The sequence below is a fragment of the Paraburkholderia ginsengisoli NBRC 100965 genome (genome assembly GCF_000739735.1).
GTDB lineage: Bacteria > Pseudomonadota > Gammaproteobacteria > Burkholderiales > Burkholderiaceae > Paraburkholderia > Paraburkholderia ginsengisoli.
The window spans coordinates 164,282-190,122 of record NZ_BBJF01000006.1 but is presented as its reverse complement, the minus strand read 5'-3'; the positions used below and the strand labels follow the sequence as shown (position 1 = coordinate 190,122).

Sequence of the window (25,841 nt, the reverse complement as noted above, 5' to 3'; positions counted from 1 at the left end):
AACGCAGCATCCTGGAGCGGTCGCGAGATCGCTCCACCCTGATTTCTTCCTCGACATCCTTCCGGTTTTCATCATGAAACAAGCGTTCAAGAGTCTCCTGACGACTGGCGTACTCGCATTCGGAATCGCGGGTGCGATGCAGGCGCACGCGTCGGTTGTCATCGCCGGTACACGGGTCATCTACAACGCGAAGGATGCCGAACAAACCATCAAGCTGACCAATGAGGGGAAGTCCCCCGCATTGACCCAGGTGTGGCTCGACAGGGGCGATCCGAAGGCGTCGCCCTCCACCATCCAGGTGCCCTTCACGGTGACGCCGCCGGTTACGCGCGTCGATCCCGGCAAGGGCCAGACGTTGCGCATTCTCTACACCGGCGAGCCGTTGCCGAAGGACCGCGAATCGGTGTTCTGGCTCAACGTGCTCGAAGTGCCGCCCAAACCGGCCGCCGACGAAGCCGGGGCTAACCGGCTGCAAATGGCATTCCGCTCGCGTATCAAGCTGTTTTTCCGTCCGGCAGGCCTGAAGGGAACTCAGGACGAAGCGTCCGCGCAGATCAGCTGGCGCGTGGTCCAGAGCGGCAATCGCGCCCTGCTCGAAGCGCACAATCCGACGCCTTACTACGTGTCGTTCGCGTCGCTCGAACTGAGCGGCGGCGGCAAGAAGGCGACGTTCGACGATGGCGGCATGGTGGGTCCTGGTGAAACCCAGACGTTCCCGCTAACCGGCGAAGTGGCCCGCGGCGCCGACGCGCGCCTGCGCTATCAGGCGATCAATGACTACGGCGGACCGGCCGCGGGCGAAGCCGCACTGAATGCGAGTGCGCCGCCAGCGAAGTGATCCGCGCGCCGCTGTGTCCCGCTGATTGTCCCGCTTCATATTCCCACTCCGATGCTGCGCTCGCGGCAGGGAGGGGTCTGTCTGAACATCCGGAGTTTGCAGTCATGCAGCAAAGAGCGTTTCGACCTTTCTCCTTACCGCTGAGCCCTGCGGGCACGGCGGTATCGTTGCTGTTCGCGAGTGCGGCAGCGTGGGGGACCGATGCGGCCGCTGCGTCTACGCAACTGGCGAGCGTCGAGTTCGACAGTCTCTTCCTGCAGCAGTCCGACGACGGCGCGCGTATCGACACCAGCCGTTTCAGCAAGGGCAACGTCGCGTTGCCGGGCGGCTACCGGGCCGATCTGTTCGTCAACGACTCGTGGCTCGGCCGCGCCGAAGTGCAACTGCGTCAGGCGGAGTCAGGCGGCGACGCGCATGTGTGTTTCGACCGTGCGTTGCTGGAGCGCGTCGGCGTGGACCTGATGAAGCTGTCGCCGGAGGCAACAGCGCGTCTGGAGCAGGGCGCCGAGGCGTGCGTCACGCTGCCGTCGTTGATCGCGGATGCAACGGCCACATTCGACAACGGCGAGCAGCGGCTCGACATCAGCGTGCCGCAGATTGCGCTCGCGCGCGCCGCTCGCGGCTACGTCGCGCCGCGCTACTGGGACGAAGGCGTGACTGCTGCGCGCCTGCAGTACAGCGCCAATGCGTATCACGCGAATTCAGCCGACGTGAGCTCGACCCAGAGCTACGTGGGGCTGAACGCCGGCATCAACGTCGGCGCGTGGCGCTTTCGCCATAACGGCAGCCTGACCGCCGGCACCCAGACGGGCACTCACTACCAGAGTGTGCAGACCAACCTGCAACGCTCGATCGCGCCGCTCAAAGGCCAGTTGACCGTCGGCGACGCGTTCACCGATGGCGCGCTGTTCGACAGCGTCGGCTTTCGCGGCGTGCAGGTCGCCAGCGACGATCGCATGTATCCGGAATCGCAGCGCGGCTATGCGCCGGTCGTACGCGGCATCGCCAACAGCAATGCACGCGTGCAGGTTCGCCAGAACGGCAACCTGCTCTATGAAACGACGGTGGCGCCCGGCGCGTTCGAGATCGACGATCTTTACCCCACGGGCTACGGCGGCAATCTCGATGTCGTCATCACCGAGGCAGACGGTAGCGTGCGTACGTCGACGGTACCCTTTGCTGCCGCGGTGAATGCGCTGCGCCCCGGCGTCACGCGCTTCAGCACGACCATCGGCCAGTATCGGAATCCGTCGGTGGAAAGCCACCCGGTGCTGTTCCAGGGCACGCTCCAGCATGGTTTCACGAATCTGATCACGGGCTACGGCGGCTTTGTCATGAGCGCGGGTTATATGGCCGCCCAGGTGGGCGCCGCGCTCAATACGCGTTTCGGCGCGTTCGGCCTCGACGTCACGCATGCGTCCACGCATCTGGATCACGAACCCGATCGCCGTGGCCAAAGCCTGCGCCTGAGCTACAGCAAGCTGGTCGAACCGACCAATACGAATCTGTCGGTCGCCGCCTATCGCTATTCGAGCCGCGGTTATCTGGGGCTGGCCGACGCGATGGCGTTGCGCGATTTCGACGAACGCAACATGTCCTACGCGGCGAGCGGCATCCAGCGCGGCCGGCTGCAGGTCACGGTGAACCAGAGTCTGCCAGCACGCTACGGTTCTTTCTACGTGACCGGGTCGACGCAGAACTACTGGGACCGCGACGGCACCGATACGCAATTGCAGGCGGGCTACAACAACAGCTATAAGCGGCTGAACTACAACCTCGCGATCTCGCGACAACTCGATACGGGGACCGGCAGGTGGGACAACCGGGTGATGCTCACGCTCGGCATTCCGCTCGGCGCGGGAGCGCACGCGCCGTATTCGAGCACCACGCTGCAGGGCGGCGGAAGCTCGTCACCGACCACGGCGACGCAAACCCTATCCGGCACGCTCGGCGTGGACAACGCATTCTCCTATGGCATGAATGCGAGCTACAGCCACGGCGGTGGCGCGAGCAACAACGGGTCGGTGGGTGCGAATGCGGCATATACGTCGCCACTCGCGGCGGTGAGCGGCAGCGTAAGCAGAAGCGCCCACTACACCCAGGGCAGCGTGGGCATCAGCGGCGGGGTGGTCGCGTACTCGGGTGGCGTGGCGTTCACGCCGACGATGGGCGACACGCTGGCGATCGTCGAAGCAAAAGATGCCGCCGGCGCGCGGATTGCCAACGGCAGCGGTCTGCGTGTGGACCCGTGGGGTCACGCGATCGTGTCGAGCCTGAGTCCGTTCGCGAGCAATCAGGTCGAAATCGACCCGAAGGGTCTGCCGATCAACGTGGAGTTGAAGTCGACGCAACAGTCGGTGGCGCCGACGGCGGGCGCGGTAGTGCGGCTCAGGTTCGACACGGAGAATGCGGGACGCGCCGCGATCCTCGGCATCAGCCGGGCGGACGGACAGCCGGTGCCGTTCGGCGCGGAGGTAGCGGACGCACAGGGGCAGGGTATCGGCACGGTCGCCCAGGCGGGGCGGATCATCGCTCGCGGCCTGAAGTCCGATACCGGCAGGCTTGTCGTGAGTTGGGGCGAGGGCGCGGGCGAGCAGTGCGCGGCGGAATACGCGCTGCCGAAGATGGACAGGAAAAGTACTGCGTATAGCGTAGTTGAGACGGTATGCAGGTAATGGGCAGTGTGAATGTCGTGGATGAGGTATGCGATGCCGCGCCGTATCCGCGCCGTTCTGTCTGCAGACAGCGTCACACCCAGGCACATCGCCGGGGCTACATCATTCTGGAGTCGATCTCGATGAGATACTTGAAGCGATTGCACGCGTCGGCGAGGTTCTGGCTCGCGAGCCTCTTCGCGGGGATTGCGCTGATGACGGTGTCGTCCGGTGCATCGGCGTTGACCACCTGCACGGGTGCCGCTCGAGCGGTGACGGTGTCGATGCCGGCGACCATATCAGTGCCGCGCGACGCGACCGTGGGCACTCCGCTGAGCGCGTGGGTGAGCACGCCCGCCACGACCGACTGGTGGACCTGTTCGGCTAATGTGCAGGAGTTTATCGGTACTTATTTTGCACCTCTGCTGGCGGCTTCCGCAGCCACGTTTACCGATGGTAGCGTGGTCTACAACGTCTTCGACACCAGCGTGCCGGGCGTAGGTATCGCTATCGGCGTCAGGGTGTATATCAACGGTTGCGGATGGCAACCATGGAACGCCTTGTCGCTATCCGGGTGGACCGGTAGTGCCTGCAATTCCGCCCTTCTTTACGGCAACGGCGGGCAGTTGCAGGCCCGCCTGGTGAAGACAGGACCGATCACGGCAGGGACGGTCGGCGCCACCGCGTTCGTGAAAGCGCAACTCTATGCCAATGCAACTTATAACGCGACGTGGCCTGTCACCTTCTCGATCACGGCCACGCAGGTCAAGGTGCAAAGCTGCGTTACACCCGATGTGCAGGTTCCTCTCGGTCAGCACAAAGTATCGGAAATGAAGGGGGTGGGCACGTTCACGTCGTCGACCAGCTTCAAGATCGCGCTGAACAGTTGTCCCACCGGCATGACTTCCGTCAGCTATCAGATCGACGCGCTAACCCCTATCCTCAACAGCAGTGCGTCGGTGGTCGCCCTGGATTCGAGATCGAGCGCGGCGGGCACCGGCATGCAACTGCTCGACGGTTCCGGCAACGTTTTTCCACTCGGCACGCCCAAAGTATTCAGCGGCTATAGCAGCGCGACTGGCGGCAATCTCACGATTCCGTTCCAGGCCCGCTATTACCAGACCGGTTCCACCGTGACGGGCGGCATTGCCAACACGGCGATGACTTTCACGATGACGTATCAGTGAGAGGCATCTGCACGAAAAGAACGGGTGGCACCGTGCAATGCGTGTAGCACATGCCCGAGTGTATTCGTTGGAGAAAGCACCGTCGGCACCGCCGCGACTGACAATGCCGAGTCGGGCTACACTCGCTGTTCATCCAGGGTGCCCGACAAAATGACTCGAATGCAAAGCGTGGTCGACGTACATGTTCTGTTCCTGAACGATCAGAACGAGTGCCTGTTCATCCAGCGAGCCAATACCGGGCACAGGGACGGACAGTACTCGCTGGTCGCCGGCCATCTTGAGCCGGGGGAATCCATCGAGGCGTGCGCGATCCGCGAATCGATGGAAGAGGCGGGCGTCACGATCGCACCGGGAACGCTCGACTTCGCGCTGGTGATGAGACGCGATTCGGAACAGAACCGCATCAGCTTCTTTCTGTCCTGCCGTTCATGGGAAGGCGTTCTGACGAATATGGAGCCGCACAAATGCTCCGGCTTCGTGTGGGCGAAACTGGACTACCCTCCCGCGCCGACCGTCGACTACGTGGCGAATGCGCTCGAACGCATTCGCGAGGGCGTCCAGCTCGCGGATTTCAAACCTTAGGCGCCGTCGCCCAGGTATCTTTCGCTCGCAGGCCGTATTGAGCCGCCCACATCGCTTCCAACACCCAATACGCCCTACACCCTCCGCCACTCATTGCATCAAAGCCACGCATCCTTCGGCAACTGCGCCTGCGCAAACGCACGCACGTGCTGCACGAATTTCTTCACCAGCAAGGAGGGCGGCCGTTGCGACGGCAGCAGCACCGAGAAATCCGTGCCGATGGCGGGCTCGAAACGGCGAAACACCACATCCGTCCCGCGATATTCGAGCGCGGCGACCGGATCGATGATCGCGATGCCCATGCCCGCGGCGACGAATGAACAGATGCCCGCCGACGTCTGCGTCTCCACCATCAGCTTGCGCTCGATGCCATGCGATGCGAACAACGCGTCGATTTCATAACGCGACTGCAGCCCGCGCCAATGCGACACGAACGGCTCATTGCGCAAATCCTCGGGGACTAGCGTGCTTTTTGCGGCCAGCGGATGCGCGGCCGGGACCGCGCACACCATCCGCGTCGACATCAGCAATTCGCCGTGCGCGCTCGGCGTGGTCAGCGCCAGAATCACGAACCCCACATCGCAGCGATGTTCGACCACCATGTCGAGCACGGTCCGCGACGCGTGCGAGGCCAGCGATATTTCCACCCCCGTATGCACCGTGCTGAACTCGGCAATTGCTCGCGGCAGAAACGACAGCGCTAGCGCCGGCGCACTCGCGATCTGCAACATGCCGCGCTGCGACGCGCGAATCTCCAGCGCCGCCCGCTCGATTCGCTCGACACCAACCAGCGAGCGCTGCACTTCCTCATGCAGCGCGAACGCCTCGGGCGTCGGTTGAAGACGGCCCTGCGTACGGTCGAACAGCGCGAAGCCGGTGTTCTCTTCGAGGTCGTTGATGAGCCGCGTCACCGCCGGCTGCGAGATGTGCAGCATCTCGGCCGCACGCGTGACGGTACGGCACACCATCACCGCGTTGAATGCTTCGAGCTGACGGATCTTCATGGCACGCACCCGAATTTGTATAAGCGAATGTTATATGACACACAAAAAATTCAATTATCCGCTGCATTTTTTTCCAAATAAGCTGGCTTTACGGCGGGATACATAGCGTATTTGGCGCGACGCACGGCGATAACCGGGTGATATCCCTCATTGACTCAACTGCGCTGCGGGGCGCTTCTCGAGGAGAGACGAAGATGGCTGGACGTTTGGGGTGGTTACTGGGTGCTGCGGGCGTGCTTGGCGCCGGCTGCGCGTTGCCGGCACTGGCGGCGCCGACGCTATATCTCGGGTCATACGGCGGTTCGACGCAGGAGCTGTTTCAGAAGAAGATCATTCCAGCGTTCGAAGCGAATCATGACGTGAAGATCGTCTACGTGCCGGGCAATTCAACGGACACGCTCGCGAAGCTGCAAGCGCAGAAGGCGAAGGAAGAACTCGACGTGGTACTGCTCGACGACGGCCCGATGTATCAGGCGACCCAGTTCGGCTTCTGCGACAAGCTGCAGGACGGACCCGTCTACAAGGACGTATACGACATCGGCAAGATGAATGCGAACGCGACCTCGGTGGGCGTGGTGGCGACGGGTCTGGTCTACAACACGGAGGCGTTCAGGAAAGCCGGCCTGCCGAAGCCCGATTCGTGGGAAGTGCTGACCGACAAACGCCTGCGCCAGAAGATCGCGATTCCGCCGATCAACAACACGTACGGCCTGCAAACGTTGCTGACCTACGCGCGGCTGCGCAACGGCAGCGATCACAACATCGATCCCGGCATGACGGCGCTCGCGAAAGAAGTCGGCCCCAACGTGCTGGCGTGGGAACCGTCGCCGGGCAAGATGACGGAGATGTTCCAGAACGGCGACGTGACGCTCGCCGTGTGGGGCAGCGGCCGCGTCGCCGCGCTGAAGGCGACCGGCTTCCCGGTCGAATTCATCTATCCGAAAGAGGGCGCCCCGGCGATGTTCACCGCCGCGTGTCCGGTCGTGCATAGCGACGTCGCCGCGCTGTCGCAACAGTTCGTGCAGTTCCTGCTGTCTCCGCAAGTGCAGGCATGGCTCGCCGAAGGGCAGGGCTGGGGACCGGTCAACAAGAACACGAAGCTCTCGCCTGCGGTCGCCGCGACCGTGCCGTACACGCCGGATCAGATCAACCGGCTCGTGAAGACCGATTGGACCTTCGTCAACGACAAGCGCTCCGATTGGACCAACCGCTGGAATCGCACCGTCGAACGTTGATCGACGCGCGCGTCGATGCCGTCGCTGTGCTGCAAGGCGGCCGGCGTCGGCATGTTGCTACTGGTCGTGCATCAGGACATAAAACATGAGCTTCCTCACACTGGACGGCCTCGGCAAGGCCTACGGCGAATTCAACGCGGTCGAGAGCATCAACCTGTCGATCGAACGCGGAGAATTCGTCTCGCTGCTCGGCCCGTCGGGTTGCGGCAAAACCACCACGTTGCAGATGGTCGCGGGTTTTGTCGAACCGACGCGCGGGCGCATCCTGCTCAACGGCGTGGACATCACACGCGAGCGGCCCGAAAAACGCGGCATGGGCATCGTGTTCCAGAGCTACGCACTGTTCCCGCACATGACGGTCGGCAATAACGTCGGCTTCGGCCTCGATATGCGCAACGTGACGCGCGGCGAACGCGCCGCGCGCATCGCCGAGGTGCTGGAGATGGTTCGGCTTACCGGCCTCGACAAGCGCTACCCGCGCGAACTGTCCGGCGGTCAGCGGCAGCGCGTGGCGATTGCGCGTGCGCTCGCCATCCGTCCGCAAGTGCTGCTGCTCGACGAACCGATGTCGAATCTCGACGCGAAGCTGCGCGAGGACATGCACGTCGAATTGCGCGCGATCCAGAAGAAGCTCGGCATCACGACGATCCTCGTCACGCACGATCAGGTCGAGGCGATGACGATGAGCGACCGCATCGCGGTGATGCACGGCGGTCATATCGTGCAGACCGGTTCGCCGTTCGATGCGTACGAAAAACCCGAGTCGGTGTTCGCGTCGGGCTTTCTCGGCAAGACCAATGCGTTGCGCGGCACCGTCGAACGGTTGAACGAGCGTTGCGCGGAGGTGCGGGTCGGCGCGAGCGTGATGAAGGTGCCGCACGGCGGCCGCCGTTTCGACGGCGACGTGCAGCTCTACGTGCGGCCCGAACGCGTCTCGCTGACGGATTCGTCCGCCGCCGACGCAACGCTGCAAGGGCGCGTCTCGACGTGTCTCTTTCTCGGCAATCACTGGATGCTGCAGATCGATACGCCGCTCGGCACGGTCCGCGCGAGCCTGCCCAATCTCGGCACGACGCCGCCGCGCGAAGGCGAGACGGTCGGCGTGCATTGGTCCGACGACGCGGTACGGATTCTCGCGGAGAACGCGCATGGCTGACTCTTCTCCTTCGCCGCTGCCGGTGCCGGCACACGCGGCGCCCCGCACGGGCGAAGCGCGCGCGAGCGCCGCTCCGTGGCTGCTCGCCGGTCCCGCGCTGCTGCTGTTTTGCGGGCTGTTGCTGGTGCCGTTGCTGCTGACGGCGGTGCTGTCGTTTCATGCCTTCGACGGCACGCAAGGTGTGTTGCCGATCTTCACGCTGTCGAACTACGTCGAAGTGTTGAGCGACGGCTACTACCACGAGATCTTTCTACGCACGGCCGGTATGGCGCTCGCGGTCACGCTGCTGTGCGTGCTGCTCGGCGTGCCGGAGACGATCATCCTCGCGCGAATGAAAAGCCCGTGGCGCTCGATCTTCCTGATCGTGATTCTCGGGCCGCTGTTGATTTCGGTGGTGGTGCGCACGCTCGGCTGGGCGATTCTGCTCGGCAACAACGGCTTGCTGAACGACGCGTTGCAGACGCTCGGCATCACCAGCGAGCCGATCAAACTCGTGTTCACGATGACCGGCGTGATCATCGGTCTCACGCATGTGCTGGTGCCGTTCATGGTGATCTCGGTGTGGGCCACGTTGCAAAAGCTCGACCTGCAAGTGGAAAACGCCGCGCGGTCGCTGGGCGCGCCGTCGTTCTCGGTGTTCCGCCGTGTAGTGCTGCCGCAATTGCTGCCGGGCGTTCTGTCCGGTTCGATCATCGTGTTCGCGCTGGCCGCGTCCGCGTTCGCAACGCCCGCGCTGCTCGGCGGCCGGCGTCTGAAAGTGGCCGCCACCGCCGCGTACGACGAGTTTCTGAACACGCTGAACTGGCCGCTCGGCGCGACCATCGCGATGCTGCTGTTGATCGCGAACATCGCGATCATTCTCGGCTGCAACCGTTGGATCGAACGGCGCTTCCGCGCGGTCTTCGAGGGCTGACGTCATGCGAAAAAACAATTGGCTCGCGTTGTGTTATCACGCGCTGTTCGTGCTCTTCATCGTCGCGCCGCTGCTGGTCGTGATCGCCGTGTCGTTCACCGACAAAGGCTACATCTCGATGCCGACCAACGGCCTGTCGCTGCGCTGGTTCCGCGCGATTGCCGACGCGCCGGACATCATCGACGCGTTCTGGCTGTCGCTGCGCCTCGGCGTCGCATCGGCGAGCATCGCGGTGCTGTTCGCGGTGCCGGGTGCGCTGGCGCTCACGCGCTATCGCTTTCCGGGTCGTGGCGCGGTGTCGGCGTTCTTCCTGTCGCCGCTGATGATTCCGAACGTGGTGCTCGGCGTCGCGTTCCTGCGCTTCTTCACGACCGCTGGCATGTCGGGCTCGTTCTTCTGGCTGACGCTCACGCACGTCACCGTGATTTTCCCGTACGCGCTGCGTCTGACGCTGGCGGCGGCCACCGGCCTCGATCGCGATGCCGAGCGCGCGGCGTTGTCGCTCGGCGCGAAACGCTTTACCACTTTTCGCCGCGTGATACTGCCGATGATCCTCCCCGGCGTCGCCGCCGGCTGGATGCTCGCGTTCATTCAAAGCTTCGACGAACTAACGATGACCGTGTTCGTCGCGACTCCGGGCACCACCACACTGCCGGTGGCGATGTACAACCAGATTGCGCAAACCATCGATCCGCTCGTCGCGTCGGTGTCGACGGTGTTGATCGTCGGCACGGCGATTCTGATGGTGGTGATGGACCGCATCGTCGGACTCGATCGCGTATTGATCGGCAAAAACTGAACCAGATGATGAACTCTTCCGATGTACTCGTGATAGGCGGAGGCCTGGTCGGCACCGCTGTCGCCTATGGACTCGCCCGCGAAGGGCTGAAGGTCGGCGTGCTCGACGAAGGCGACGATGCGTTCCGCGCGTCGCGCGGCAACTTCGGTCTCGTGTGGGTGCAAGGCAAGGGCTACGGCAAGACACCGTACGCGACGTGGACGCGCGGCTCCGCCACGCGCTGGCCGATGCTGCGCGACCACCTGCTAAGCGAGACCGATATCGACGTGCAGTTGACCCAGCCCGGCGGCTTCCATTTCTGTTTCAGCGAAACGGAGTGGCACGAACGCGCCGCGCGTTTGCAGGCGATCCGCGACGATCTGAACGGCGACTATCCGTTCGAGATGATCGATCACGCCGAAGTGAAGCGGCGTTTGCCGGGCGTGGGACGGCAGGTGATCGGCGCGAGCTATTCGCCGATGGACGGCCACGCCAATCCGCTCAAGCTGTTGCGCGCGCTGCACACCGCGTGCGGCAAACGCGGCGTGCAAATGAGCGCGGGCATGCGCGCGCAGCGCATCGAACGCAGCGGCAACGGCTTCGTGGTCGACGCGGGCGGGCAGCGTTTTCACGCGGGACGTGTGGTGCTGGCGGCGGGTCTCGGCAATCGGGCGCTCGCCGAACAGGTCGGCATTCATGCGCCAGTCGCGCCGAATCGCGGACAGGTGCTGATTGCCGAACGCGTCGCGCATTTCCTCGATTACCCGACCACGTACGTCAGGCAGACCGACGAAGGCACGGTGCAGATCGGCGATTCGATGGAAGACGTCGGCTTCGACGACGGTGTGACTTCCGATGTCATGAGCCACATCGCGTGGCGCGGCGTGCGCAGCTTTCCCGCGCTCGGCGACGTGAAGCTGGTGCGCGCGTGGGGCGCATTGCGCGTGATGAGCCCGGACGGCTTTCCGATCTATCAGCAATCCACTACCTGTCCCGGCGCGTATGTCGTGACCTGCCATAGCGGCGTGACGCTCGCGGCCGCGCACGCGTTGCGCGTGGCGCCGTGGATCGCGAAGAATCTCGCGCCCGCCGGCATCGAACATTTTTCCGGCGAGCGCTTCTTGCAGACCGACAAGGTATTTACGCATGGCCACTGACAGTCTTTTCAAGGTATTGCCGCCGGACGGCGCGCAAGGGAACGCAGCGACCGTCGCCATCACGTTCGATGGACAGGCGCTGCGCGTGCCGCGCGGCGCGAGCGTCGCCGCCGCGTTGCTCGCCGCAGGCGTGCAGCGGTTTCGCACTACGCCGGTAAGCGGTGCGTCACGCGCGCCGTTCTGCATGATGGGCGTGTGCTTCGAATGCCTCGTCGAGATCGACGGTGTGGCGAATCGCCAAAGCTGTCTCGTCGCAGTTGCCGAAGGCATGACGATCCGCTCGCAACTCGGCATGCGCGAGTTGCACGAGCCCGCTACGGTTGCAGGAGAAACGCGCGATGAACGCTGATCGGGTGGATGTGGTGATTATCGGCGCGGGGCCTGCGGGAATGGCCGCCGCGACGGTCGCGGCGCAACGCGGCTTGAGCGTGACGGTGCTCGATGAGCAGGCCGCGCCGGGCGGACAGATTTATCGCGCGATCACGCAGACCAGCGCGCGGCGTCTGCAGATTCTCGGCCCCGACTACGCGGCGGGCGGCGAACTGGCGCGCGCGTTTGCGGCGAGCGGTGCGAAGCACGAACGCGGCGCATCGGTATGGCAGGTGACGGCGGAACGCAGTGTCGATTATGTTCAGGATGGCGTAGTCAAGTCGCTGCAAGCGAGTTCGATCATTCTGTGCAGCGGCGCGATGGAACGGCCGTTTCCGATTCCGGGCTGGACGCTGCCCGGCGTGCTGACCGCCGGCGCCGCGCAGATTCTGTTGAAGAGTGCCGAGGTGGTGCCGTCGCAGCCGGTCGTGCTCGCGGGCTGCGGACCGCTGCTGTACCTGCTCGGCTGGCAGTATTTGCGAGCGGGTGTGCCGATTCGCGCGATCGTCGACACGACGGATAGCGCCGACTATCGCCGTGCGCTCGCGCATCTGGGCGGCGCGCTCAAAGGTTGGCGGCAACTCGCGAAAGGACTGAAGCTGATGCGCGCGTTGAAGCGCGCGGGCGTGCCATTTCATCAGGGCGCGACGGATCTCGCGCTCGAAGGAACAGACGCGCTCGAAGCGATCCGCTTCAGCGTCGATGGCCGCGTGCAGCGTCTGCCGACCAGGCTCGTGCTTTTACACCAGGGCGTGGTGCCGAATACGCAGATCAGCTGGTCGTTGCGTGCGCAGCATCGCTGGGACGACGCGCAGTTGTGCTGGCTGCCCGTGACCGATGCCTGGGGCGAACTCGACGTGGCGGACATTTACGTCGCGGGCGATGGTCGCGGTATCGGCGGTGCACAGGCCGCAGCCGAGCAGGGCCGGCTCGCGGCGTTGGAGATCGTGCATCGCGCGGGACGTATCGATCGGACGATGCGTGACTCGCTGGCCGCGCCGGTGCATCGCGCGTTGCGCGAAACGCTGCACATCCGGCCGTTTCTCGATGCGCTGTATCGACCGAAAGACGTCAACCGCATTCCGGCGGACGACGTCACCGTGTGCCGCTGCGAAGAAGTCAGCGCAGGGCAACTGCGCGAGTTCGTGAAGCTCGGTTGCCTTGGGCCGAATCAGGCGAAGTCGTTCGGGCGCTGCGGGATGGGCCCGTGCCAGGGACGCCTGTGCGGATTGACGGTCACCGAGGTGATCGCCGATGCGCGCGGTGTGCCCCCTGGCGAAGTCGGTTACTACCGCGTGCGTCCGCCGATCAAGCCTGTGACGCTGGCCGAACTCGCGGCCGCGCACGAAGCGGCATTGCAGCGCGACGCGCTGCAACCGACGCAAGCCGAGATCGAAGCGCACGATACGTCCGCGCGATGAGCCAATCCAGCGAAGCGGCGGGCGCCGATGTCGTCGTGATCGGCGGCGGCTTGCACGGCTTGTCGAGCGCGCTGCATCTCGCACGGCGCGGCGCGCGCGTGGCCGTGCTGGAACGTGACGTGTGCGGACGACACGCATCGGGCGTCAATGCCGGCGGCGTCCGCACGTTGGGCCGGCACGATGCGGAGATCGCGTTGTCGCTTGCGTCGCGCGAACTGTGGTTCAGGCTGGGCGAACTCGTCGACGACGATGCAGGCTTCGTCCCCTCCGGTCAGTTGAAAATCGCGGAGAACGAAGCGGAACTCGACGCGTGCCGTGAGCGCGTCGCGTATCTGAACACGCTCGGCTTCACGCACGAAGTGATGATCGATGCGGGCGCCGTGCGCGAACTCGTGCCGAGTCTCGCGCGGCACGTCACCGGCGGCGTGTGGGTCGAACATGACGGTCACGCATTGCCGTTTCGCGCGGTGACCGCGTTCCGCCGCGCGGCGCAACGCGCGGGCGTCGAGATTCACGAGCAATGCGCGGTCCGCAACGTCGTGCGCCGTGAAGCGCAGTGGGACATCGAGACCGCCGTGCGCCGCTGGCGCGCGCCTCACGTGGTGAATGCGGCAGGCGCGTGGGGTGGCGAGTTCGCGCGGCAAGTCGGCGAGCCCGTGCCGGTCGAGCCGCGCGGCTTGATGCTGATGGTCACGCAGGCCGTGCCCGCGTTCGTGAGACCGGTGCTCGGTGCAACGGGCCGGCCGCTGTCGTTCAAGCAGTTCAGCAATGGCACGGTGGTGATCGGCGGCGCGCTCGAATGTGCCGCCGACATGCAGGCGCGGCAATGCCGGCTCGACTTCGCGCAATTGGGTCGAAGCGCTCGCACGGTCACCGACCTGTTTCCGCATTTGCAGCATGTAGTGGTCAATCGTGCATGGGCCGGTATCGAAGGCTTCATGCCGGATGGCATTCCGGTTATTTCCCGCAGCGGCGCGCACGAAGGTTTCGTGCACGCCTTCGGTTTTTCGGCGCATGGCTTCGAGTTGGGACCCATGGTCGGCAGCGTGGTCGCCGAACTGGTTTGCGACGGCCGTAGCACGCATGACATCGACGCATTTCGGATTGGGCGCTTCGCGGCCGCGACTCGTATGCAACGCAACGCCCACTGACTCGTTAGCCACTTCTTTTACTCACCCACTCAATAAACTATCCATGAGCGATATTCAACGTTTCGAAACCAACCCGCGCCTCTCGCGCATCGTCATTCACAACGGTACGGTGTACGTCGCCGGCCTGACCGCAACTTTGCGCGACGGCGATGCGAAGGCGCAAACCGAGGAAATCCTGAGCAAGCTGGACGGGCATCTGAAAACCGCCGGCACCGATAAAACGCGCTTGTTGTCCGTGCAGATCTGGGTGGCCGACATGGCACGCGACTTCGGTCCGATGAACGCCGCATGGGAAGCATGGGTTCCGGCCGATGCAACACCGGCTCGTGCGACCTGCGAAGCTGCGTTGGCTTCGCCGGAGATTCGCGTCGAGATTATCGTGACGGCGGCGGTTTGAGTATTGGGTTGTCAGGTACGGCAGGCGGTCTGCGAGGGTGCGGGGCGCTTGCCGGTTGCCGGTTGCCTCGGTAAGCGTGGCTAACGAACGCTGAGCGGGTCGGTATAGGCCGCTCCAGCAAACTCTTTCTGTCACCCCAACGGAATATAGATGTCCGTTTGCCACTGGTCCTGAGGGGATTCCGAAAAGACGCTCTGGTAGTGAAAAAACAGCGGCTGGTCCCGCAGTTCCTCTCCGCTCTCAGGAAGCCATTCGCGCTAGATCGGGTCGGTCGATCCTGTATGGCGCAGGAGATCGCCACAGAGAATATCGGCGATCCCATCACGGGTTGTGAACGACCGTGATGCTTATCCAGTTCGGCACAAACCAGCAGCTCCCCTCAACCCGCATAGCGCGCCAGAAACATATCCGCCGCCGAATCCGCAACCTGCTTCTGTTCGTCCGCGCTAAGCGCCGGTTGTCCCATCGTCACCTGCGGCCAGAAAGCGAACGCCTTCACGAGACCGTGCAACTGCTGCGCGGCGAACACGGGGTCGGTCGTAGCGAGACGTCCATCGGCGGCCGCCGCGCGGACCCACACCGTGAGGTCTTCCTCGCGTTCGCCGAGGCGCGCCACCATGTCCCTCGCGCGCTCGGGCGAGTGAATGCCCGCCGCGATCGCCACGCGCGCGAGCGACAGGAATGCGTCGTCGTTCATCAGCCGCAGCTTGCGCGACAGCAGTTCGAGCAACTGCGGGCGCAACGGCTGGTCGGCGCGATAGGCCGGCGCTTCTCCCATATGACTCGCATCCCACAACTGCCGCAGGATCGCCGCGAATAACGCTTCCTTGCTGGGGAAATGGTTGTAGACCGTGCGCTTGGAGACGCCCGCGCGAGCGGCGATGCGGTCCATGCTGGTGGCGTCGAAGCCGGCCGCGAGAAATTCTTCGATGGCCGCGCCGATGACGGCGTGCCGCTTGCGATCGGTTAAACGTTGGGGAGTGACATTCGGGTCCATCGCGGAATTTTACACCGGGCAGTTTACTTTTTTTGATAATAAACTACACTACCCAGTCTACTTTCCGCAGAGGCGTTCCACATGACATCGCTCATCGGTTCCATCAGCCGTGCTTTGGGTCTTACCGCGGCGAGACGCGGACGCGAGTTGTCGCGCTCGTCGGCGCAGCATGACGGCGAGCGCTTTCGCAACGTCAAGCCGCGCCCGGCGGAAGGCCTGGGCAAGACCTTGCGCATCGTGTGGAACGTGCTGCTCAACAAGCCCGCGGACACGGTGCCTGGCGGCGCGCTGCCCGTCGATACGCTGACCCGCGAGCAACTCGACGCCGCGCCCGACCGCAGTCTGTACCGGCTCGGGCATTCGACCTTGCTGCTCAAGCTGCGCGGGCAGTTCTGGCTGACCGACCCCGTGTTCGCCGAACGCGCGTCGCCGTTCCGGCGCTTCGGCCCGAAACGTTTCCATGCGCCGCCCATCGCGCTCGCCGATTTGCCGCCGTTGCGCGGCGTGATTCTCTCGCACGATCACTATGACCACCTGGACCGCGAGACGGTGCTCGCGCTCGCCGCGACGACCGGGGTGTTTCTCACGCCGCTGGGTGTCGGCGACCGGTTGATCGAATGGGGTATCGACGCGAACAAAGTGCGTCAGTTCGATTGGTGGCAGGGCGTGCAGATCGACGGCGTGGCGTTCACGGCGACACCCGGACAGCATTTCTCGGGGCGCAGTCTATTCGATGGCAACAGTACGCTGTGGGCGTCGTGGGTGATCGTCGATGACGACCTGCGCGTGTTTTTCAGCGGCGACACCGGCTACTTCGACGGCTTCAGGACCATCGGCGAGCGCCTCGGTCCGTTCGACGTGACGCTCATCGAGACGGGCGCCTACGACGCGCAGTGGCCGTACGTGCACATGCAGCCCGAAGAGACCGTGCAGGCGCACGTCGATTTGCGCGGCGCACGGCTGATACCGATTCATAACGGCACGTTCGATCTCGCGCTGCATCGGTGGCACGAGCCGTTCGAGCGCGTGATCGGGCTGGCGGCGGCGCGTGGCATCGCGCTGTCGACGCCGCGTATGGGCGAGCGGCTGGCGCTCGACGCGCCGCATCGCGGCGAGCACTGGTGGCGCAGCGTCGTCGAAGCAGCCGCTACGCCGAAGCCGGCCCGGCGCTGGTTGCCGTGTCGCGATGCGGGCCAGGCTAATTCGTGACGCCGGGCGCCGCGACGCAAGGTGAGGGCAGCGTGAGATCAACGTGAGCCAGCGTGACAGGCGAGCTCAGGTCAACGCACGCCGTCATCGCCGGCTGCGGCGCGCGCCGGATGCACCGCCAGCATGTGGCTCGAAAACCCCTCGTCCTGTTCGAGCCGCCAGGTCGCCCACAGTCGTGCGGACGGCTCGTCGAGTTCGATCGCGAGCCAGTTGCGGCGCGGCGCGAGACGCATGCCCGCGCCGGGCAATTCCATCATCTGCAGCCGATACTCGGTGTCGATCGTTTCGCCGGCCTTGGCGTTGTGCTCCATGTACGACAGAAAGAAGAAATCCGCCACGCCCGACGGCGCAGGATGGACGACCGCCGAACTCGTCAGCTGATTGAGCCGGCGGGCGTTGTTGGTGGCGGCGTCGTTCGCTTCGATGATCCCCCACGTCGCCACGTGCACGTCGCCGGAAACCATCGTCACGCGACGCTTGCGCGAGCCGTCCGCGAAATCGACGAGGTTGCGAACGAGGCGTTTGCGCTGGCCTTCGTGATCGTCGTTGGACCAGTGATCATGGATGTCGTCGGACAGACTCTTGGTAACGTGCTCGCGCAGTAGTCCGAAACTATAGATCGCCTCGGCGACACGGATCTTCGGATGCGCAACCGGCACGCTGCTGACGAACAGCAGATGCTCGACGCCGGCCGGCAGTGTTGCTAGCCATTGGGTCATCGCGTCCCAGGTCGCCTCGCCGATCACCTGCAATTCCGAGCGTTCGGTGCGCAAGTCCGGTATGAGAATGGCGAGCGACCCGAATACGCCCGCATGCGAAAAGCCAGGCTGACGTGGCAAAAACGCCGGCGCAAGCGGGTCCTGCTTCGCCAACGCGTTCCAGTCGACCGGAGCGAGGCGTGGCAAACGGGTCGGCTGATCGGGCAGCGTTTGCGGCGGCAGCAGTTCATCGGGCATCTGCAACTGGTACACCCAGAAGTTCCGGCGTGCCGCGGCGAACAGCGCGCGAAACACGGGACTCGCCTGCAACTCGGGACTGTAGGAACCCCAGCCGTCGAAGATGTCGTGGTCGTCCCACATGATCAGCGCGGGGATCGTCGCGAACGCACAGGCGGCGTCGAGCGTGCCGTCGTATGCATTGTCGGGCCACGGTGCGTTTCCGCGCGCATAGCGCCAGCGTTTGATGTACAGGTCGAAGTAGTAGCGCTCGATGTCGGCCGCGAGTTGCGCGTTTACCGCGACGCCCGGCTGGTCCGCCACCGGCAGATCGCTCCAAGTCTTGAGCGTTTCGATGTCGTCCCAGATCGAATCCATGTAGATCTGGTCGCCGCCCATCAGCATCGCGTGAAAGCGCAACGGGACGCCTTGCTGAAAGAGCGTGGAGTCGACCCACGCCTGATGCTCGTCCCAGTTGAGCTCATGGGCTTTGAGCAGCGCGGCGTCGTGATTCGTGATCAGATCGCCCCAGACGTTGCTCGCCTCATGCTTCAGATCCTTGATGACCTTCGCCGACGAAAACCCGTTGCACGACACGTACGTGAAGCGCGGCGTCTGACCGGCGGCGGGCACGACGAAGCGCCACTTCGCGTTGCCGCCGAACGAATACGTGATCACCTGTTCTTTAGCCGATTGCGTGATCGGCATGGCGTAGCGCAGCACCTGCGCGTCGGTCGTCTTGCGCAGCACGCGTGGTGCGGCGGGATTTGCGGTGCCGTCGACGGTGAGCGTAGGCGGCACGGCGTCCGCGCGAATCACGATCAGCGCGGTGACTCGCCACAGCGTCGGCGCATCCGCTGTCGCTGGCCGCAGGCCGAGCAACGGACCCATCAGCAGATCGTTCTGTGAGGACACCTTCTTTTTCATGGCCATGCTTCACCTCGTCGTATTGACGTCGCCGGCTTGCGCGCGTGATTCGATCGGTCGGACGGTGGGGCGGCGCGCGTGTCATCGGCGCAGTCCGCTGGTGAAGATTAGTGCAGCAGGCGAGCTTGCACGCATCGGGGCGAACCCTGGCGAATGCTTTTTTTGTGCAGTGCGCGTACGGCGATGACGTGTTTGCTGTACGCCGTGCGTGGTTCAGGCGCTGTGCAACGTGTCGAGCGCTGTGCGAAGCGCGGCCACAACGTCGCTCCAATCGCCTCGCGTCTTTTGCCGGAACAGGCGTGCGTTCGCGTACCACGGACTATCGCTTCGTTCGAGTTGCCATCTCCAGTCCGGCATGAACGGCAAAGCGATCCACACGGGTTTGCCGAGCGCACCCGCCAGATGCGCGACGGCCGTGTCCACGCTGATGACCACATCGAGCCGTGCGATCAGCTCGGCGGTCTCGGCGAACGTGGTGAGCCGCGCGGACACGTCGCGCAACTTCCCGCTCTGCTCGAATTGCACGAGGCACGCGCGATCGCCGTCGCGCACGTCCTGTTGCAGCGAGACAAAATCGGCGTCGGCATCCAGCAGCGGTTTCAATTGTCCGAGCGGTATCGAGCGATTGCGATCGTTCAGATGCGTCGTGCTGCCCGACCACACGATCCCCACTTTGGGCCGCCGGTCGGCATGCGCGAACAGATCGTCCCATTGACGAATCCGCGCGTCGTCCGCGTGCACGTAAGGCGCGGGCGCGGCGAGATCGGCTGCACGCAGCTTGAGCGCGAACGGCAGACTCATGATCGGGATGTGATAGTCGAACGGCGGCACTTGCGCCGTCTCGCCGATGATCTCGGCCGCACCGCGATAGTTCTGGAGCAGTGGCAGCAGCGCGTCCTGAACACGCAACACGACGCGAGCGCCGCCCTCGCTGAGCCGATCGACGAAGCGCACGAATTGCAGCGTGTCGCCGAATCCTTGCTCATGATGAACGAACACGGTCTTGCCGGCTATCGGCTGAGCGCCGGTCCACAGGGTGGTGTGCGGAAAACCGTGGCTGCCGGTGCCATCGCGCCAGCGCCATTCGTATTCGCGCCAACCGTGCTCGAATTCGCCGAGCAGCAGATTCGTCTGCGCCCGATTGGTGCGGGCGCCCGCATCGTTCGAATCGATGGAAAGCGCTTTCTTGAACTGGAGCAACGCTTCGTCGAAGCGCCACAGATCGCGCAACGCGACGCCGAGATTGACGTAGGCGCGAACGAAACGCGGTTTGAGGGCGATGGCTTGCCGGTACGCATCCAGTTCGTCCTCATAGCGTTCCATCCGGCCGAGCAGTGCGCCCCGGTTGTAATGCGCTTCGGCCGACAGAGGCTGAACCTTGCACAGATGCTCCAGCATCGCGAGCGCGCGCGGCAATTCACCAAGCTGGATTAGCGACATAGCGGCGCCATACAGCGAGGCAGCATGGCTCGGAAACTGAGCGAGGCAACGCTCGAACAGCGCGATCGCATCGTCGTGACGTTGCGCCGACTGACACACCTGCGCGGCGAAATTCAGCTGGTCCACGGACATGGACAGGTAAGCCGATGGTTGCGTCAGGTACTGCGCCGCGCGCGCGTGATCGCCCTGGTTGGCGGTGATGTAGCCGAGTCTCGCGAGCGCTTCGCCGTGATCGGGGGCGCTCGCCAGAATAGCGTGCAGCTGCGTGGCGGCCTCGTCGAGGCGACCGGCCATGAGGTGCTTTTGCGCGGCAGCGAGCGCGTGTTCAATGTCCTGACTCATTGGCGATGGGGTCGACGCAAAAGCGCGATCTGTCGACGAACTGGATGTCGGTCATTGTACGGGATCGCGTCGAGCGGGGCAGGCGCCCACGGCACTTCTATCCGGTCTCGAACCGCCACACGGAGAACAACGTGCGTCGAAGCCCGGCATCGATCACCAGGACGCGACGGCCCGCTCTCGCTCCCGCACGCTCACAGATCCGGCAGCCCCGGCGGATTCGTCGATGCCTTGCTGATCGCTTCCGAACCCAGATTCCATTTGTCCAGCACGTGCGTATAGGTGCCCGACTTGATCAGATCGTTCAGCGACGTGGTGAGCGCATCGGCGAGGCCGCTGCCCTTGCGCGTCGTGATCGCCACTTCCGCGGTGCGTGGCCAGCCGCCGCCCACCGTGCCGACCGGTATGCAGTCACGCATGAACATCGCGACGCGCGCGGCGGCCAGGCGAATCGAGTCCTGGCGCCGATAACCACGCGCCGCCTGCCTCGCCCTCAATTCAACGCGACCGCCGCCGCCGCGCTCACCGGCGAGCCCTCTATCGCCACCGACTGCCGTCCATCCGGGCCGACCGGCACGTCGCCGACGAGCGTCGTGCGAAACAACTGTCGATCGAAGTCGAGATCGAAGATATCCGTGGGCGCGAGATGGGCGGTCGCGCGGTTGTCCCAGAACGCGATGCTGCCCGCATCCCACTTGAAGCGCACGGTGAACTCCGGCCGCGTCACGTGCTCCCACAGCAATTCGAGCAGCGCCTGGCTTTCACGCGGCGTCACGTCGACAATCGACTTCAGAAAGCTCGGGCTCACATACAGCGCCCGTTCGCCGGTTTCCGGATGAACCCGGACGAGCGGATGTTCGGAGACGAGCGCGCGCTGCTCGACGGCTTTGACGAACTCCTGCGTGCCGCTCGCACCGGCCGGCGGCGTGAAGCGGTGAATGCCGCGCAAGCCGTCGACGAAAGCCCGCAACGGCGCCGACAGTTTGTTATACGCGCTCACCAGATCGGTCCATTGCGTATCGCCGCCGTACGGCGGAATCGTCACGCCGCGCAGAATCGACGCCCACGGCGGATTGATTGCGGCGGTCACATCCGTATGCCAGCCGGTCCACGGACGCAATAGCGCCTGGCCCTCGAAACGCGTCGCCTTGCGGTACTTCGAAATCGAATAGACCTCGGGATGACCTTCGACATGTCCGAACACCGGATGCCCCAACGTCAATTCGCCGAATTGAGCGGAGAACGCGACGTGCTGCTCGTGCGTCAGAAACTGCTCACGGAAGAACACGACCCGCCACTTCAGCAACGCCGCGCGAATCTGCGCGACCTCGCCCGGGTTCAGCTTGCGCGTCAGATCGACACCATGAACCTCGGCGCCGATATGCGCGGAGAGCGGCTTGACTTCAATCGACTGTGCTTCGTGCAATGCAGCGGCGCTCATGCAAGGCTCCTTACGAAAAGAAACGTATCCGGTCTCGGCTCACAGGCCGTCGGCTCTCACGTTAGATTCGTCGGTGCCTGAATCCAACCAATCATTGCACATAAGAAAATCAGCGCGACTGCGATCCTGCGCGCATCCAATGAAGCGCGCCGCACAAATAAGTAAAGCGAAATTTGTTGGTTTGGCCAATCCTTGCTCGCCGCGATACTTGATTCTCTGACGAGGGCGCGCTTCGCATTCATTGAGCCCGCCTGCCGTTCAACTTCCTGGCCGAGCCCGACACATGACGCAATCCATTCATCCCGATCAGCAGGCACTCGACACGTTGCGCCTGATTGGCCCGGCGCCGGATAACTGGGTGCCGCCGCGCGACGGCATCGACCATAACGTGGTGATCGTCGGTGGCGGACAGAGCGGCGCAGCGTTCGCGTTCGCATTGAGGCGCGCCGGCATCGGTCAGGTCAGCGTGATCGACGCAGCCGCCGATGAAGCTCACGCGGGCGTGTGGCTCAATCGCGCGCGCATGAACAAGCTGCGCACGCCGAAAACGCTGGTCGGTCCCGAGGCGGGTCTGCCGGGCCTGAGCTTTCAGGCCTGGTATGAAGCGCGCTTCGGCGCCGACTCGTATGCGGAGATCGACCGGATTCCGCGTACGCGCTGGGCGGAATATCTCGCGTGGTATCGGCATTTCCTCGACATTCCGATTCGCTACGGCACGCGCGTCACATTGATCGAACCAGCCGGCGAGCACTTCCGTTTACACCTGGAGATACGCGAGGGCGGCACGCTGCGCAACGTCGTCGAAACGGCGCGCAAGATCGTGCTCGGCAACGGCGTCGCCGGTAATGGCGCGCCGTTCGTTCCCGCTGTGCTGAAGAGTCTGCCGCCCAGCCATCTGGCGCACACCGCCGACGCGATCGATTTCGCGGCACTGCGCGGCAAGTCCGTCGCGGTGATCGGCGGTGCGGCGTCCGCCTTCGACGCGGCGGCGACGGCGCTCGAAGCAGGCGCCGCCAACGTCCATCTGTTCGCGCGTCGCGAGCGGATTGCAGCGGTGCCGGTTACGCGGGCCCGCGCGTACCCCGGCGCTTACGACAATTACTTCCATCGGCCCGACGCGATTCGTTGGGCCCAGGCACGGCGCTTTCGCCGTTCCGGTTCGACGCCGCCCATCGATGCGGTGGAACGCGTCACCCGCTTTGCGAACTTTCATTTGCATCCCGGCGTGTCGTGGACCGATGCGCGCATCAGGAACGATCGCGTCGAAACAAACGTGGCGGGCGAGCCGTTTGCGTTCGACTTCGTGATCGCGGGCACGGGCTACGCCGTCGATCCGGCGCTGCGGCCCGAGCTTGCGCACTTCGCCGCGCACATCCGTCTGTGGCGCGATCACTACGTGGCCGCCGCCGGCGAGAACGACGACGCGCTGGGCGCGCATCCGTATCTCGGCGCCGCGCTCGAATACCTGGAGAAGAGCGAGGGCGACGCGCCTTACGTGAAACACATCCACGTCTACAACCCGGGCGCGTTCGTCAGTTTCGGCTTGCCGGTGGGCGACGTGCCGAGCATGAAGCGCGATATTCCCGCGGTAATACAACGCATCAGCCGCGATCTGTTTCTCGCCGATCTGCCCGCGCACGAAGCCCGCATCAACGGCGACATCGCCGCCGACTTCGACGAGTCGCTCTACGCACACAGCGTCTGGCAACACGACAAGGCCGACGTCGCGTAACGGGCCGCGCTCACGCTAACTCAACCTGTCAGGAGGACGAAACCATCATGTCCACCCAGTTCGAATCGATCACGACGCACGCTCCGGCGAGCGGCGCGGACCCCGCCGACGCCACGCGTACGGTCGCGAGGCGCGGGCTGTCGCGCGAAGTGCTGATCGCGGGGCTCGCGGCGCTGGCCTGGCTCGCGAGCGCCGCACAGACCGCATGGTGGCCGAGTCTCGACGACTGGCCGTACACGCGAGAATTCATCGTGCTCAAGCTGGTGCTCGCGGCGTTCGCGATTGGCGTGGGCGTCGCGGGATCGCGTCACGCGGCGGGTCGGTCGCTGGCCTCCACCACCGCGCCCACGCGCACGCGTGCATGGCTGCGTGCGATGCCCTGGCTGCTGGCGCTCGCGTTCGTCGTCAGCGCGTGGGAGGCCGTCACCGCGCAACTGGAATGGCTACCGCGCCCGTTCTTTGCGCCGCCGCAAGCGCTGATCGGCGTATTCGCCGACGATTACCCGCGGCTCGGCACCAGTGTCGTGCATTCGTTCGGTCTCCTTGCTTACGGGTATGTACTCGGCGCGCTCGCAGGCTTCGTGACGGGCGTAAGCATTGGCTGGTCGCAGGCGGTGAGCTATTGGGTCCATCCGGTTCTGCGACTCATCGGGCCGCTGCCTGCCACCGCGTGGTTGCCGCTGGCGTTCTTCTTCTTTCCGTCGAGCTTCAGCGCGAGCGTGTTTCTGATCGCGCTGGCAACCGCGTTTCCGGTCGCCGTGCTGACGTGGTCCGGTGTCGCCGGCGTCAACCCGGCCTACTACGACATCGCCCGCACGCTCGGCGCGAGACCCGGCTTCCTGATTCTGCGCGTGGCGATTCCGGCGGCGTTGCCGTCGGTGTTCGTCGGCCTCTTCATGGGACTCGGCGCGTCGTTCTCGGTGCTGATCGTCGCGGAGATGATGGGCGTGAAAGCGGGCCTCGGCTGGTACCTGCAATGGGCACAGGGCTGGGCCGCGTATTCGAACATGTATGCCGCGTTGCTGGTGATGGCGCTGATGTGCTCGGGGCTCATCACCTTGCTGTTCCGCGTGCGTGACCGTCTGTTGGCCTGGCAAAAAGGATTGCTCAAATGGTAGCCGTACCCGAAGTGCTGAATCAGTCCGCCGCGCGAGCACCGGTTCGCGACGGCGCGCGCATCGACGTGCGCCACGTGAGCCATCGCTTCGCATTGCGCGGCGCCGCGTTGCCGGTGTTGCACGACGTGAGCTTCACGGTCGAGCCGGGCGAGTTCGTCGCGTTGCTCGGCCCGAGCGGTTGCGGCAAGTCCACCTTGCTGCGGCTCGTGGCGGGACTCGATGCGCCGACCGAAGGCAGCGTGAATGCGGATGGCGCTGCGATCGTGAGCCCCGATCCGTCGCGCGTGGTCGTGTTTCAGGACCCGACGCTGTATCCGTGGCGCACCGTGCGCGGCAACGTCGCGATCGGTCCGCAGGCGCAGCGCCGGCGTTTCGCGCGGCGCGATGCGGCGCACGAACAGTTGACGGAGAAAAGAATCGACGCGGCGCTCGAACTGGTCGGTCTCAGCGAATTCGCTGAAGCGTTTCCGCATCAGTTGTCGGGCGGCATGGCCCAGCGCGTCGCGTTGGCGCGCGCGCTCGTCAACGATCCCGCGCTGCTGGTGCTGGACGAACCGTTCGGCAAGCTCGACTCGCTCACGCGTATCCGTATGCAGGGCGAACTCGCGCGACTGTGGCAGGACGCGCGCTTTTCGGTGCTGCTGGTCACGCACGACGTGGAGGAAGCGTTGCTGCTCGCCAATCGCGTGATCGTGTTCAGCGAGCGCCCGGCGCGGGTCGTCGCCGAGGTGCGTAACGACGCGCCGTATCCGCGCCATCGCGACGACCCGAAACTGGTGGCGCTGCGCCGCGAGGTGCTCGCGCAACTCGGACTCGACACCTGAACCCATAGAACAACCATCGCGACCAGAGGAACACGCA

General features: G+C 64.5%; 23 protein-coding genes and 2 pseudogenes. 17 read left to right on the top strand and 8 right to left on the bottom strand.

Annotation, left to right across the window (positions count from 1 at the left end; all coding sequences use genetic code 11):
• Window positions 1-73 precede the first annotated feature (73 nt).
• Together BGI01S_RS13830 and BGI01S_RS13825 are read left to right on the top strand one after the other, a co-directional pair.
• The gene (locus BGI01S_RS13830) at window positions 74-838 is read left to right on the top strand and encodes a fimbria/pilus periplasmic chaperone (RefSeq protein WP_042326331.1); all 765 of its coding nucleotides are present in this window, start codon (window positions 74-76) and stop codon (window positions 836-838) included.
• Between the two features lie 104 nt (window positions 839-942).
• Entirely contained in the window at window positions 943-3,513 is a 2,571-nt protein-coding gene (locus BGI01S_RS13825; RefSeq protein WP_042326330.1) for a fimbria/pilus outer membrane usher protein, read from the top strand.
• Between the two features lie 97 nt (window positions 3,514-3,610).
• Here BGI01S_RS13825 and BGI01S_RS30560 read toward each other — a convergent pair whose 3' ends face one another.
• Window positions 3,611-3,853, bottom strand: coding sequence for a hypothetical protein (locus BGI01S_RS30560; protein WP_052400471.1), 243 nt, complete (start codon window positions 3,851-3,853; stop codon window positions 3,611-3,613).
• On the opposite strand from BGI01S_RS30560, the gene BGI01S_RS30830 reads away from it, so the two are divergent.
• Window positions 3,837-4,679, top strand: a complete 843-nt coding sequence (locus BGI01S_RS30830; RefSeq protein ID WP_198488124.1) for a fimbrial protein — start codon at window positions 3,837-3,839, stop codon at window positions 4,677-4,679. The two genes, BGI01S_RS30560 and BGI01S_RS30830, sit on opposite strands and share 17 nt — an antisense overlap.
• Window positions 4,680-4,829: 150 nt before the next feature.
• Window positions 4,830-5,261: an NUDIX hydrolase gene (locus BGI01S_RS13815; RefSeq protein ID WP_052400469.1), complete on the top strand. Its 432-nt coding sequence runs from the start codon at window positions 4,830-4,832 to the stop codon at window positions 5,259-5,261.
• Between the two features lie 98 nt (window positions 5,262-5,359).
• Here the strand turns inward: BGI01S_RS13815 and BGI01S_RS13810 are convergent, their stop codons facing one another.
• Window positions 5,360-6,265, bottom strand: coding sequence for a LysR substrate-binding domain-containing protein (locus BGI01S_RS13810; RefSeq protein ID WP_042326328.1), 906 nt, complete (start codon window positions 6,263-6,265; stop codon window positions 5,360-5,362).
• A 194-nt stretch (window positions 6,266-6,459) separates the two neighbouring features.
• Between BGI01S_RS13810 and BGI01S_RS13805 the strand changes: the two genes are divergently transcribed.
• From BGI01S_RS13805 to BGI01S_RS13765, 9 genes are all read left to right on the top strand, one after another.
• A complete protein-coding gene (locus BGI01S_RS13805) occupies window positions 6,460-7,500 on the top strand; it encodes an ABC transporter substrate-binding protein (protein WP_042326327.1) in 1,041 nt (346 codons plus the stop codon).
• Window positions 7,501-7,585: 85 nt separating this feature from the next.
• Window positions 7,586-8,656 (top strand): ABC transporter ATP-binding protein, encoded by a 1,071-nt coding sequence (locus BGI01S_RS13800; protein WP_042326325.1) that lies wholly within the window; start codon window positions 7,586-7,588, stop codon window positions 8,654-8,656.
• Window positions 8,649-9,569 (top strand): ABC transporter permease, encoded by a 921-nt coding sequence (locus BGI01S_RS13795; RefSeq protein ID WP_042326324.1) that lies wholly within the window; start codon window positions 8,649-8,651, stop codon window positions 9,567-9,569. The genes BGI01S_RS13800 and BGI01S_RS13795 overlap by 8 nt, the downstream gene beginning before the upstream one ends.
• A 4-nt stretch (window positions 9,570-9,573) precedes the next feature.
• Entirely contained in the window at window positions 9,574-10,368 is a 795-nt protein-coding gene (locus BGI01S_RS13790) for an ABC transporter permease (RefSeq protein WP_042326323.1), read from the top strand.
• A gap of 8 nt (window positions 10,369-10,376) precedes the next feature.
• Window positions 10,377-11,504, top strand: a complete 1,128-nt coding sequence (locus BGI01S_RS13785) for an NAD(P)/FAD-dependent oxidoreductase (protein WP_042326321.1) — start codon at window positions 10,377-10,379, stop codon at window positions 11,502-11,504.
• The gene (locus BGI01S_RS13780; RefSeq protein WP_042326320.1) at window positions 11,494-11,853 is read left to right on the top strand and encodes a (2Fe-2S)-binding protein; all 360 of its coding nucleotides are present in this window, start codon (window positions 11,494-11,496) and stop codon (window positions 11,851-11,853) included. The genes BGI01S_RS13785 and BGI01S_RS13780 overlap by 11 nt, the downstream gene beginning before the upstream one ends.
• Window positions 11,843-13,294, top strand: a complete 1,452-nt coding sequence (locus tag BGI01S_RS13775; RefSeq protein ID WP_084585365.1) for an FAD/NAD(P)-dependent oxidoreductase — start codon at window positions 11,843-11,845, stop codon at window positions 13,292-13,294. Before BGI01S_RS13780 ends, BGI01S_RS13775 begins: the two co-directional genes overlap by 11 nt.
• The gene (locus tag BGI01S_RS13770; RefSeq protein ID WP_042326319.1) at window positions 13,291-14,445 is read left to right on the top strand and encodes an NAD(P)/FAD-dependent oxidoreductase; all 1,155 of its coding nucleotides are present in this window, start codon (window positions 13,291-13,293) and stop codon (window positions 14,443-14,445) included. The genes BGI01S_RS13775 and BGI01S_RS13770 overlap by 4 nt, the downstream gene beginning before the upstream one ends.
• 43 nt (window positions 14,446-14,488) lie before the next feature.
• A complete protein-coding gene (locus tag BGI01S_RS13765) occupies window positions 14,489-14,842 on the top strand; it encodes a RidA family protein (protein WP_042326318.1) in 354 nt (117 codons plus the stop codon).
• A gap of 131 nt (window positions 14,843-14,973) precedes the next feature.
• Here the strand turns inward: BGI01S_RS13765 and BGI01S_RS29565 are convergent.
• Both BGI01S_RS29565 and BGI01S_RS13760 read right to left on the bottom strand, forming a co-directional pair.
• A pseudogene (locus tag BGI01S_RS29565) lies at window positions 14,974-15,135 on the bottom strand (GyrI-like domain-containing protein); the annotation flags it as partial.
• Between the two features lie 86 nt (window positions 15,136-15,221).
• Window positions 15,222-15,839: a TetR/AcrR family transcriptional regulator gene (locus BGI01S_RS13760; RefSeq protein WP_042326317.1), complete on the bottom strand. Its 618-nt coding sequence runs from the start codon at window positions 15,837-15,839 to the stop codon at window positions 15,222-15,224.
• An 81-nt stretch (window positions 15,840-15,920) separates the two neighbouring features.
• On the opposite strand from BGI01S_RS13760, the gene BGI01S_RS13755 reads away from it, so the two are divergent.
• A complete protein-coding gene (locus BGI01S_RS13755; protein ID WP_042326316.1) occupies window positions 15,921-17,048 on the top strand; it encodes an MBL fold metallo-hydrolase in 1,128 nt (375 codons plus the stop codon).
• Between the two features lie 71 nt (window positions 17,049-17,119).
• Here the strand turns inward: BGI01S_RS13755 and BGI01S_RS13750 are convergent, their stop codons facing one another.
• The 4 genes and pseudogenes from BGI01S_RS13750 to BGI01S_RS13735 form a co-directional block, all read right to left on the bottom strand.
• Window positions 17,120-18,916 carry an alkaline phosphatase D family protein gene (locus tag BGI01S_RS13750; RefSeq protein WP_052400468.1) on the bottom strand — a complete coding sequence of 599 codons (1,797 nt, stop codon included), beginning with the start codon at window positions 18,914-18,916 and terminating at the stop codon, window positions 17,120-17,122.
• Window positions 18,917-19,123: 207 nt separating this feature from the next.
• On the bottom strand, window positions 19,124-20,692 hold the full coding sequence (locus tag BGI01S_RS13745; protein WP_042326315.1) for a tetratricopeptide repeat protein: 1,569 nt from the start codon (window positions 20,690-20,692) through the stop codon (window positions 19,124-19,126).
• A 191-nt stretch (window positions 20,693-20,883) separates the two neighbouring features.
• Window positions 20,884-21,090: pseudogene (locus BGI01S_RS13740) on the bottom strand (ABC transporter substrate-binding protein); the annotation flags it as partial.
• Window positions 21,091-21,182: 92 nt separating this feature from the next.
• Window positions 21,183-22,130, bottom strand: a complete 948-nt coding sequence (locus BGI01S_RS13735; protein WP_042326313.1) for a TauD/TfdA dioxygenase family protein — start codon at window positions 22,128-22,130, stop codon at window positions 21,183-21,185.
• Window positions 22,131-22,413: 283 nt separating this feature from the next.
• On the opposite strand from BGI01S_RS13735, the gene BGI01S_RS13730 reads away from it, so the two are divergent.
• From BGI01S_RS13730 to BGI01S_RS13720, 3 genes are read left to right on the top strand one after another with little or no spacing between them, the layout of a single operon-like run.
• Window positions 22,414-23,862, top strand: coding sequence for a SidA/IucD/PvdA family monooxygenase (locus BGI01S_RS13730; protein ID WP_042326312.1), 1,449 nt, complete (start codon window positions 22,414-22,416; stop codon window positions 23,860-23,862).
• A gap of 47 nt (window positions 23,863-23,909) precedes the next feature.
• Window positions 23,910-24,980 carry an ABC transporter permease gene (locus tag BGI01S_RS13725; RefSeq protein ID WP_042326311.1) on the top strand — a complete coding sequence of 357 codons (1,071 nt, stop codon included), beginning with the start codon at window positions 23,910-23,912 and terminating at the stop codon, window positions 24,978-24,980.
• Complete coding sequence (locus BGI01S_RS13720; RefSeq protein WP_042326310.1) at window positions 24,974-25,804, top strand: ABC transporter ATP-binding protein; 831 nt, start codon at window positions 24,974-24,976, stop codon at window positions 25,802-25,804. Before BGI01S_RS13725 ends, BGI01S_RS13720 begins: the two co-directional genes overlap by 7 nt.
• Window positions 25,805-25,841: the final 37 nt, after the last annotated feature.